Origin of the sequence: Bacillus sp. 0209A, assembly GCF_036765095.1 — a bacterium.
GTDB lineage: Bacteria > Bacillota > Bacilli > Bacillales > Bacillaceae > Bacillus > Bacillus subtilis_G.
The window spans coordinates 375,642-386,558 of the sequence record NZ_JBAIZV010000002.1; the positions used below are offsets into that span (position 1 = coordinate 375,642).

A 10,917-nucleotide genomic window follows, 5' to 3' on the forward strand; every position below is an offset into this window, starting at 1 on the left:
TGAACGTTCTGTGAACTTTTAGAAAATTTGTACTATTTTCCGTAAACTTTGAGTAAACTGGTGATACAGAAATAGGACATGGAAAATCCCGAGCCGAACCAAGACTCGGGGTTTTTCATTTTTAGGGTGATAGGATGTACGAAACCATTCGAGTCGGTGATTGGGTGATTAAAGCCGACGTGGAAGAAACGAGAAAGCAATATGAGAAAGAACTAGAGGATATGTGTGGATGCGGTAACTGTCTAAACTACTATGAAGCAGTGAATGAATTGCCGGTCAGAAAATCTCGTGTCTTAGAAGGTTTTGGTCTTATTCCGTCGAAATGCCCGGATATTAGTTATCATGGGATTAAAGATCATTTGCACTTTTATATAGCCAGTTATTTTATCGTTGGCCGTATTGTAGAAGGAAATCAAGAATTGAACCCGGAAAGGATTGATTTGTCGTGGCATGTTTCATTTTCAGTGCCCCAACACAAAATTTACATTCCTAAGGGGTTTCCAAAACCAATTATTCAACTCGATTGCGTTACGCTGCTTCCATGGATTATAGACGAACCATACGAATAACCCGGCCTCCGAGGAGCCGGGTTATTTTTAATGATTCCGCCCTAGCCATTTGTCCCACCACTTTTTAGGGGAAGCGGGGTTTTCTTTGGCTGGAAGCCGGTCTTTTGTTGGTTTTGCGGGTTTTGCCCCATAACACACGTTCGACGGTTCAGTGCCTTTCACAAAATACGTGTAGTGCTTGGCTGCGCAGCCGGGGCCGGACGTGTAGCCTGTTGCCGGATCAATGTACACGCCGGTTACGCCTTTTGGCGGTTTGAAAGCAGTTTCCGGTTCTCCTTTGAGCGCATCCTCCATGAAGTCAGCCCAAATCGTTTTGGCATAGCTTTTTTCTTCGACCGAGTCGATGGTGCTGTTTTTGTCATAGCCCGTCCAAACACCTGCGGCCAGCTGTGGATTAAAGCCGATCATCCAGCTGTCTGCGCTGGTGGTTCCTGATTTTCCCGCATACGTTCTTGTCAGGCGGTTGGCGATCGTCCGTCCGGTTACCGACGTATAGCCGTTTAAATCCGTATCAAACATGCCTGTCATCATACTTGCCGTGACAAAAGCGGCTTTTTCATCAAGCACCTGTTTATGCTGATTCGGGTTTTCGTATAGCACATGTCCCGCCGCGTCCGTGACCCTCGAAATAAAAGTCGGTTCGATTTGCTTCCCGCCATTTGCGAGCATGGCATAGGCGTTGACCATCTCAATCGGGCGCACGGGTTCGGTGCCGAGTGCCAGGGACGGCAGTTTTTGAAAATGAGCAGTGATGCCGAACTCATTTGCCGCCTGTACGAGCTTGTTCATGCCGAGAAAGAGATGTGTTTTCACAGCGTAAATGTTGTCGGAAAGCGCCAGCGCCTGCAGAAGCGTAATCGGCTTGTTGGCATAGTATCCGTTATAGTTGCTTGGAGAATACGTTTCTCCCTGTGCATCAATTTGAAACTCGGTTTCTTCGCTTTTCATTAAGGTGACTGGCGTAAATCCGCTCTGAATCGCTTTGTAGTACAGCAATGGCTTAATCGTCGAAGCAGGCTGGCGTTTCGCCTGTGTCGTCCGGTCAAACGGGCTTTTTTGATAATCCCTGCCGCCGACAAGGGCGAGAACACTTCCTGTGCGGGGATCAATGGCTGAAAACCCGACTTGAATGTCAGAGCCGGCGTTAACTGTTTCGGTAATGGTCTCCTCGGCGATGCGCTGCATCCGTTTATCTACCGTTGTATAGACGTTTAACCCGCTCGTTTCAATTTGCTCCCGCGTCATGCCGAGCTTTTTCTCCACTTCTCTCATCGCATTGTCATAGAAATAAGGGGCTTTTCTCTTGGAAACTTGTTTATTCAAAGGCTGATAGGAAAGAGGTTCCTTGATCAGTTCATTCGCTTTTTTCTGGCTGATCATCCGCTGCTTTTCCATCATTCGCACAATCGTTTTCTGGCGCTCCTTGGCCTTCGTTTCATTGATATACGGCGAATAGCCGGAAGGGCCTTTTGGGATCCCCGCCAATAAAGCGGCCTCCGCATCCGTCAGGTTTTTCGCATGCTTGCCGAAATACAGGCGGGAAGCGGCTTCAATGCCGTAGGCGCCGTGGCCGTAGTAAATCGTATTTAAATAGCCTTCTAAAATCTCTTCCTTAGAATAGTTCTGTTCCAAACGGATCGTGTAGAACGCCTCATTCCATTTTCGTTTCCACGTTTTATCGTGTTCAAGGTATAAATTTCTCGCATATTGCTGGGTGATGGTGCTTGCGCCCTGAACCTTGGCAAATGCTTTCAGATCAGCTAGCGCCGCACCGGCCATTCGTTTATAATCAAAGCCGTGATGATCGTAGAAATTCTGGTCTTCAACCGCCACTGTCGCTTTTACAATTGTCGGATTCATGTCCTTTAAGGGGACCCAATAGCGCTTTTCGCCGTAATTCGTTTCCCCGAGCTTTGAGCCGTCACTCGCATACAAAATCGTGGATTGCGGCACTTGCACGGAGGGAGCGCCTTGGTATTTGGCTATCAAAATGACAGTCATAAACACAGCAGCTGCCGCTAAGGCCGCAAGAGCCCCTAAAAAGATACAGGCGCGGACGGTTTTCAGCGTCAGTCTCAGCCGTTTATTTGTCATTGCATCCACAATGGGTTCCCCCTTTTTTTATGTTTCTACTATTATGAGGAAAAAAGACCGTTTTTAAACATCGCAGAACAGGACGCATCTTTACTTTTTTCCCGCCATCCTCTATACTTTTTCCTTAGGTGAAAAAGAGATTTCAACCGGGAATAAAAGCTGAAAAGACGCTTACAATACATGAATACAGCCTTGAAAGGGAGATGACAATTGAGCGAACTTTGGTACACAGAGAAGCAGACGAAAAACTTTGGCATTACGATGAAGGTTAATAAAACATTACATACAGAACAAACGGAGTTTCAGCATTTAGAAATGGTGGAAACGGAAGAGTTCGGCAACATGCTGTTTTTGGACGGCATGGTTATGACATCTGAAAAAGACGAATTCGTTTATCATGAAATGGTGGCGCATGTCCCATTATTTACGCACCCAAATCCGGAGCACGTTCTTGTTGTCGGCGGCGGTGACGGCGGCGTCATTAGAGAAATCCTGAAGCATCCGAGCGTGAAAAAAGCGACACTTGTTGATATTGACGGCAAGGTTATCGAATACTCTAAAAAGTTCCTTCCTTCTATCGCGGGCAAACTGGATGATCCGCGCGTTGACGTGCAGGTGGATGACGGATTTATGCACATTGCGAAATCTGAAAATCAATACGACGTGATCATGGTGGATTCAACTGAACCTGTCGGACCGGCTGTAAACCTGTTTACAAAAGGATTCTACGCAGGAATCGCAAAAGCGCTGAAAGAAGACGGAATTTTCGTCGCTCAGACGGACAACCCATGGTTTACGCCGGAATTAATCACAAATGTACAGCGCGACGTGAAGGAAATTTTCCCGATTACGAAGCTGTATACAGCGAACATTCCGACATATCCAAGCGGTTTGTGGACATTTACAATCGGATCGAAAAAATATGATCCGCTTGCAGTCGAAGACAGCCGTTTCTTCGAAATTGATACGAAATATTACACAAAAGATATTCATAAAGCGGCGTTTGTTCTGCCGAAATTTGTGAGTGACCTGATTAAATAATGAGGGTATGGCGCAGGAGCGAATCTTGCGCTTTTTTACAGGAAAGCGAGGGTATTATAGATGAGATTTGATGAAGCATATTCAGGAAAAGTATTTATCGCGAGCCGCCCCGAGTGGGAAGGGGCGGACGCCATCCTTTACGGCATGCCGATGGACTGGACGGTCAGCTATCGCCCGGGCTCACGCTTTGGCCCGAGCAGAATCCGCGAAGTGTCAATCGGCCTTGAAGAATACAGCCCGTATTTAGACCGTGATCTGGCTGATCTGAACTTCTTTGACGCCGGCGACATTCCGCTGCCGTTCGGAAATCCGCAGAAAAGCCTTGATATGATTGAGGAATATGTAGACAGCATTTTAGAAAAAGGGAAATTCCCAATGGGTATGGGCGGGGAGCACCTCGTGTCATGGCCTGTCATGAAAGCGATGTATAAGAAGTATCCAGACCTTGCGATTATCCATTTTGACGCACATACAGATCTTCGCGTTGATTATGAGGGAGAACCGCTTTCTCACTCCACGCCGATCCGCAAAGCGGCAGAATTGATCGGACCGCAAAATGTGTATTCTTTCGGAATCCGTTCCGGCATGAAGGAAGAGTTTGAATGGGCGAAAGAAAACGGCATGCACATCTCAAAATTTGAAGTGCTTGAACCGCTGAAGGAAGTGCTTCCGAAGCTTGCGGGCCGTCCGGTATATGTCACAATCGACATTGACGTATTAGACCCTGCGCACGCACCGGGAACAGGAACGGTTGACGCCGGCGGCATCACGTCTAAAGAACTGCTTGCATCCGTCCATGAAATCGCGCGTTCAGAGGTAAACGTGAAGGGCGCTGATTTAGTGGAAGTCGCACCGGTGTACGACCACTCAGAACAAACGGCAAACACAGCCAGTAAAGTCATCCGTGAAATGCTGCTTGGGTTTGTGAAATAACGAAGGGAAAAAACCGCCGATGGACGGCGGTTTTTTATCTTATATCATGGCTCGTTCAGCAATCTCGGTGTCATGTATAAACATGGATGTTACCCCACTCCAAAATAATGCAGCAGCACTTATTGTCAAACAACCGATTAGTAACTTATACTTCAATTTCATACAAATTCACTCCTCCTTGGATGTGCTGTCTGATATCTTCAACTTTCAAAAAATAAGCGGAGGCTTTTTTAAAATCCTCTAATTTATAGTAGTATTTAGCTGCATCAAGGGCTAAATCTTCCATATCAGCGTACATCAATTTACTTTCAAGGAAAAGAAAACATTTATTAATTTGTTCTTCATCAGGACCGGATAAGTGTAAAGATTTTAAAAATTCGAACTTGTGTAGATAAACAGTGTCCTCAGCTTTTAGAGAATGAGCCAATCCCCTATTATAATATTCTTCTGCTTTTAACACATTACCTAAATTATAATATATTTGTGTAATTAAGAAGTATGGCTGAGGAAGGGAATTTATGATTTCTGCATTCTCAAATACAGTTATAGCTCTTACCAAGTGATCCACAGCATTTTGAAAGTCTTTTTGGTTATTATGACAAAGCGCAACATTATATAGAGTTCTTCCCATTAATTGAGGCTGCTGTTCCGCATCAGCCATCGAGAAAGCTTTTTGAAAATGAGATATCGCATGTTCATATTGTTTTAGATCCAAGAAATTTGCTCCAAACAAGGAGTGACACTGAGTAAGCCTTATGTCATATGCAGTCTGATCATTATAAATTTCATACGCTTGTCTAGCATAATCCATTGATACATAAGTTTGTTTCATATAATAGTAAACCTCAGACATCTTAAAGAAAAACTCTGCCTTCTCTATTCGATCCTTAACGAATATCAACTTGCTTTCGGCCTTTTTGAAAAATTTAATGGCCGACAGATATTCCCGCTGGTCAAGCTCATACATGCCCCTGAAGAAATTAAAGTAATAATCAAGGACTCCAGTCAAACGAGCCTGTTTTTTATCAATCTCAACCAGCAAATCAGACAGCCGCGGCTGTTCCTCGATCCGCATTTTCTCTAGTGGTTCAAGGTACTCAAGCATCAGGTTGTGCCGGAATTCCATCAGTGAATAGTACAAATGAAGATCCTGATCTTCTTCCATTTGGTCCAGCTCTTGTTTGATTTCTCTTCGTAAATACTCTGCATCGGGTATGCTGAATCGGCGTATGTACATATACCATTCATTAATCTTTTCTCCGACGGAAGAAGAAGATATGACACCTGTCACGTTTGCAAATCCCTCCCTTCATTATTCTATATATGTCATATTTTATCATCATCATTCTTATGAGAAGCGCAAAAAAACCGCAATCTTTTCTTTCGTTACCCCGCATGTTGGGGATATATTTCAAAAAGAAGCTTTTATCCTCGGCAATTTGTACAAGCAAACACAACACCCTTCCATATTCTGTTATATCTGCGTGAGCAGTGTATTTCTAAAAAGGAAGTGAAGGTATGAGAAAAAACAAGCTTTCCTTTAAAGAAAAAGCAGGAGCCGCACAAGAAGAATGTTTATGTTTTTGTGAGGGAGAAACAAGCCGCGAAGCAATGTTTCAAGCACCGATTGAATTGCCTGAGGGGTTTATCGTTGATCCGGCTGAAGCTGTCGCCAATGTTACGTGGAATGCAGACAGCCTTTCTTGTGTCAGTGAACGTTGCTTAATTGAGAAGGGGCCTGAGCCTGATGAAATCGCTGTTCAATTTGCAGTACGCCTGCAGGGAACTGTTACGCTTCTTGTCAGTGTGTCGCCTGTGCGAAATCAATATGGACAAGGGGACGGGGCTGTTTCCGTCATTCACAATGCGGAGATCAACCAAATCGTCTATTACTCTGATGAACCGGAGGATTGCCCGGATTTCAGTGACATCACGATCGAGAACCTTGTTGTTGTTCCGCCCTTTTACGGCAGTCCTTTATCTGTGACGGGAACGATTGTGCTTGTACCGGAATCGGAACCCGAACCCGTTTATGCGTTTACAGCGAATCCAAGTGATCAATCAGTTTCTGTGATTGATACAAACACTCATACTGTTGTGACGACGATTGCTCTTCCGTACCGGCCGACAGGTATTGAAATAACTCCAGATAAAAGCTCTGTGTTTGTCTTACATCCCAACAATAATGTGATTTCTGTCATCGATTATGACACATTAACAGTAACAGCATCTATTTTGCTGGATCAGCCGCCTCGATCGATTAGATTTATCCCTAATCATGAATTTGCTTATGTTTTCGCCGGTACTGTGATTTATGTGATTGGAATTGATACGTTAGCTGTGGATAGGTCGATTCCTGTGGAAGGGTATGATGTTGCAATTGATCCCAATGGGTTATTCGCCTATGTTCTTGATTTTGGTATAGTGCAAAAAGTGGACCTATCCACCGGTGAACTCATAGGAACGATTGAACGAGAGCTTATCGTATCATCCATAGAAACAGATTCTCCGGAGCGGTATGCGTATGTATTAGAACAAGAATTCTTATTCAATTATCTGACGGTTATTGATTTAAATTCGTTTACGCTCAGCAATACCCAAGAGCTGGAGCCTGACGGCCAATATGTAATGTTTACGAGTGGATCAGAGGTGTATTTACATGACAGCTTCACTGGCAATTTATATTCTGTCAGTCCGAATGGAGCAGGCGTAATAGGAAATCTTCAGCAATCAGCAAGTGACTATGCGTTTACTCCGAATGGCGAATTTCTGTATGCAACTCATGTTTTAGAGCAGAGCATCACTGTTTACAACACGGATGATTACTCTGTGGAGACTGTCATATCTCTTGGGGTTTCACCGGGAGCTATTGCGATTTAATCAACTGCATGCTGTGCATTTCTAAAAGGACGTGAAATCATGAAAAAGAATGATCTTTCTGCTTTACAGGAAAATTGTTTCTGTTTTTGTGATGAGGAAATCAGCCGAGAAGCGCCGTTTCAAGTGCCGATTGACATTCCCGAGGGGTTCACTGTTGATTCTGCCGAAGCAGCTGCGGCGGTTACATGGAGTACAGATCATTTATCATGTATCAGTGAGCCTTGCTTAATCCAGACTGGACCGGAAACAGAAGATATCGGTGTTCGATATGCTGTGAGAATACAAGGGGCCGTTACGCTTCTTGTCAGTGTGTCGCCTGTACGAAATCAATATGGACAAGGGAATGGGTCGGTTTCTGTGATTCATACTGAAGAGATTGATCAGATTGTTTATTATGCAGCACAGTCTGACCGCTGTCCTGATTTCAGTCAAATGACAGTGGAAGATCTTCTCATTGTTCCGCCATTCTACGGTAGTCCGCTTACGGTGACCGGGACAATCGTTTTCCCACCATCGCCAGGTTCTCAATCGTATGTCTTTACAGCCAATTCAGGGGACAGCACAGTTTCGGTCATTGATGCGGCAGCAAACCTTGTTGTTGCAACTATTCCTTTTACGTCTGTGCCAACTGATCTGGGGGTCACGAAAGATAAAGCCTATACGTATGTCCTTCATGGCAATACCAATCTTATTTCTGTAGTTGATAATCAAACATTAACCGTGGCAAATACGATAACCGTCGGCACTGGGCCGAGAAAGATTCAATTTGATCCTGCAGGAGAATTGGCATATGTGATGGCTGCCGGCTCTATTTATACGATTGATCTTGCGCTTCAGGCAGTCAGTGATGTTTTTTCAGTACCCGACGCCGCAGACTTTGCCCTGGATCCGAACGGGCAATTTGTCTTTACTGCTAATACAATTTTCTGGTCAATTGATCAATATGATGTGAATACAGGCCAGCTTGTTGACAGCCTCGTGAATGAGTTTGAATATCCAAGTTTAATTGAAACGCCATATGCCGGAGACTTTGCGTATGTGATGACTGGTGAATTATGGCCGAAGGGTGTAGCGGAGATTAGTTTGTCACCCTTGAGCAGAGAAGGTGACTTTAATCGTTTATTTGAAACTTTGAGGACAATTGTATTTTCATTTGACAATACACGAGCTTATTTTCTAGAACCATATATTGATCCGTCTCTCATTCATAATCTCACTGTCGTCAATACAGCCACAAACGCAATTATTGCGAGTGTTTCTGTGCCCGGCGCCTTTGACCTCGCAGTAACGCCGGACAATCAGTATATTTATGCGGCACAGCCCAACGACAATACTGTGACTGTGTACCGCACGAGTGATTATGCAGCCGTGACGGTGATTCCGGTTGGTACGGGTCCGTCTGCGATTGCGATGTAGCTATTTTATAGATCAAGAGAAGCGGTGCTGCGATAAGAGAATCGGTTATAAATAAATGATCCGATCTGCTGAATCGCAGCCAGAATGATCAGAAACAACAGTTCACTTATGGTAAAACTGAGCATCCACCAAATCCCGGCTCCTGTCAGCACTCCCGCAAGCATTTTTCTGAACAGGGTGCCGTGCTGGAAAAGCTGCACCAAGTACGTTCGCATATAAAACAATAAATACAAAATCAGCAACACCGCAAGTCCTATTGAAACAGCGGGGGGCGTGTGAAGGCGGAAAGGGACGGCTTTGACGATTTCGAACATACAGCCGAATATGATGACTTGGCATAATACAGCAGCCATCACATATGTTTGGCGGACGTTTTTATAGCTGTCACGCAGCGTTTTGACATCTTCTGCATAGCGGCTGCACAATCTGTGATGCTGGAAGTCGCAGCAGCTTTGATGGGACTGTGTGAGTTTCTGAAAAGCTGCTGTCATGTTTTTTACGGATTGGGTGACATAGTGTAGATAGAGAAAAGCGGGCAGCATCAGGACGGAAGCGGTTAAAGCCAGCAGTCCGAGCCGCAAAGCATCATTGTCGATCATCTGTACATATTGGGCCGCGGCTTTGGCGAGGGCCTGAACCCAGCCGAAGGAATAAGCCGCCATACCTACGAGCAGCAACATCACGGTAAAGACAGTGCTTTTTTTCATTGTCCGATCGCCTCTTTCTGTGAAACGTGAATGATCGCTTTTTTAGAAGATGACAATGCATCAATGAGAGACAAGAAATCCTGACTATTCATATCGCGAATGATGCGGTAAACGTCGAGAAACGTGCAATCGCACCTGTCACACTCGGCCGCCCATTCGAAGCATTTACGCGCATAATCGCTGTCATAGATGATCGCATCCGTCAAAGAGCCCTTGCCGTATTGAAGCCAGGCCGCAATCTGTTCTTTCTGCTGTGTGACGTAGTAGGAAGCGACATCGATATAAGCTGAAGAATGAACCCCTTGACTGTGTAGCATCAAAAAACCGCCATCCTCATACAGGTGAGCCTCGGCTGACAAACGATTGATTTCCAGACGATACGTCTGCTGAATCTCTTGAAAAAACGGTGAATCTAATTGAAATAGAATTCGAGACGCAATGTCCCAATAAAGCTTTACCGTCAACAGATCGTTTTGCCCGGGAAGTGCGCCGATCTGCAAGCCGGTCCATGTGTCTTCCATCCGCTCCTCATCACCCAGCACCACTTTTTGTGAGAGGGTTGGAGGGCACGCGGGAATCATTTTCCTTTCTGCTTTATGAACTGGACGTTTTTTCAGCCCAAGGTGAGAAGGCAAAAGGTCTTCCGTATCTTCTGAGCCTCCAATCAAAAACAACGTCATCCGCTCGGGCTGGTAAGCGGCATTGTAGGCTTTCTGTAAATCACGGATGGTCATCGCCTCAATGTCCTCGATTCTGCCTGCGGGATAGACGGCAGCAGGTGAGGCGGGAGAAAGCATGCTGATCAGCTGATAACGGTAAGAGAGTTGATGATTGAGGTGTGCTGTTTCAATTTCGCTTGTAATCACAGCTTTTTCCTGAGTGACAATCCTCTTGTCAAATGAGTGGTTCCATAACGCATCAAGCAGGATGGGGACCGTCTGCGTGAGCCGATCCGGCAATGAGGTAAACATGAAATTAGTATCAGTGTAGGTGGTGAACGCATTTAAAAGCGCGCCGTGCGCAAAAAAATCACTGTACAGATTGCGGCCGTTATGCCAGAAGAGAAGATGCTCTAAAAAATGCGCTGTGCCATACGGGAGCAGCTTGTCGCCAGAATCTTCTTGTAAGCAGACATCACGGCTTCCAAAATCAATTTTCACATTGCACAGCCGCAGATGGGCGCGGGGGAATTTCAATCTGAATATTTTCAGCCCGCTGTCTGTGTATCTGATATCGGTTTGTTCATCCAGCTGTTGAAAGAATGCTTTCTTTTCCAT

Annotated in this window: 9 protein-coding genes; 5 read left to right on the forward strand and 4 right to left on the reverse strand. The window is 45.1% G+C overall.

What is annotated here, in order from left to right; all coding sequences use genetic code 11:
* The first annotated feature begins 134 nt into the window (after positions 1-134).
* The gene (locus V6D44_RS07120; RefSeq protein WP_087992750.1) at positions 135-569 is read left to right on the forward strand and encodes a hypothetical protein; all 435 of its coding nucleotides are present in this window, start codon (positions 135-137) and stop codon (positions 567-569) included.
* Between the two features lie 27 nt (positions 570-596).
* On the opposite strand, the gene V6D44_RS07125 is transcribed toward V6D44_RS07120, so the two are convergent.
* Complete coding sequence (locus V6D44_RS07125) at positions 597-2,672, reverse strand: transglycosylase domain-containing protein (protein ID WP_202327903.1); 2,076 nt, start codon at positions 2,670-2,672, stop codon at positions 597-599.
* A 201-nt stretch (positions 2,673-2,873) separates the two neighbouring features.
* On the opposite strand from V6D44_RS07125, the gene speE reads away from it, so the two are divergent.
* Together speE and speB are read left to right on the forward strand one after the other, a co-directional pair.
* On the forward strand, positions 2,874-3,704 hold the full coding sequence (gene speE / locus V6D44_RS07130) for a spermidine synthase (protein WP_003222027.1): 831 nt from the start codon (positions 2,874-2,876) through the stop codon (positions 3,702-3,704).
* A gap of 60 nt (positions 3,705-3,764) precedes the next feature.
* Complete coding sequence (gene speB, locus V6D44_RS07135) at positions 3,765-4,637, forward strand: agmatinase (RefSeq protein WP_202327904.1); 873 nt, start codon at positions 3,765-3,767, stop codon at positions 4,635-4,637.
* Between the two features lie 145 nt (positions 4,638-4,782).
* On the opposite strand, the gene V6D44_RS07140 is transcribed toward speB, so the two are convergent.
* Positions 4,783-5,928 carry a response regulator aspartate phosphatase gene (locus V6D44_RS07140; RefSeq protein WP_087992747.1) on the reverse strand — a complete coding sequence of 382 codons (1,146 nt, stop codon included), beginning with the start codon at positions 5,926-5,928 and terminating at the stop codon, positions 4,783-4,785.
* 227 nt (positions 5,929-6,155) lie between these two features.
* On the opposite strand from V6D44_RS07140, the gene V6D44_RS07145 reads away from it, so the two are divergent.
* Positions 6,156-7,517: a YncE family protein gene (locus V6D44_RS07145; protein WP_087992746.1), complete on the forward strand. Its 1,362-nt coding sequence runs from the start codon at positions 6,156-6,158 to the stop codon at positions 7,515-7,517.
* A 39-nt stretch (positions 7,518-7,556) separates the two neighbouring features.
* Positions 7,557-8,933, forward strand: coding sequence for a YncE family protein (locus V6D44_RS07150; RefSeq protein ID WP_087992745.1), 1,377 nt, complete (start codon positions 7,557-7,559; stop codon positions 8,931-8,933).
* Positions 8,934-8,938: 5 nt separating this feature from the next.
* On the opposite strand, the gene V6D44_RS07155 is transcribed toward V6D44_RS07150, so the two are convergent.
* Positions 8,939-9,640, reverse strand: a complete 702-nt coding sequence (locus V6D44_RS07155; protein WP_087992744.1) for a bacteriocin biosynthesis protein AlbG — start codon at positions 9,638-9,640, stop codon at positions 8,939-8,941.
* Positions 9,637-10,917 (reverse strand): M16 family metallopeptidase, encoded by a 1,281-nt coding sequence (locus V6D44_RS07160; RefSeq protein ID WP_087992743.1) that lies wholly within the window; start codon positions 10,915-10,917, stop codon positions 9,637-9,639. The genes V6D44_RS07155 and V6D44_RS07160 overlap by 4 nt, the downstream gene beginning before the upstream one ends.

Bases quoted from the DNA above. Each gene is read 5' to 3' on its own strand.
- V6D44_RS07155 (WP_087992744.1), bottom strand. From the start codon at position 9,640: ATGAAAAAAAGCACTGTCTTTACCGTGATGTTGCTGCTCGTAGGTATG.
- speB (WP_202327904.1), top strand. From the start codon at position 3,765: ATGAGATTTGATGAAGCATATTCAGGAAAAGTATTTATCGCGAGCCGC.
- V6D44_RS07145 (WP_087992746.1), top strand. From the start codon at position 6,156: ATGAGAAAAAACAAGCTTTCCTTTAAAGAAAAAGCAGGAGCCGCACAA.
- V6D44_RS07150 (WP_087992745.1), top strand. From the start codon at position 7,557: ATGAAAAAGAATGATCTTTCTGCTTTACAGGAAAATTGTTTCTGTTTT.
- V6D44_RS07160 (WP_087992743.1), bottom strand. From the start codon at position 10,917: ATGGAAAAGAAAGCATTCTTTCAACAGCTGGATGAACAAACCGATATC.
- V6D44_RS07120 (WP_087992750.1), top strand. From the start codon at position 135: ATGTACGAAACCATTCGAGTCGGTGATTGGGTGATTAAAGCCGACGTG.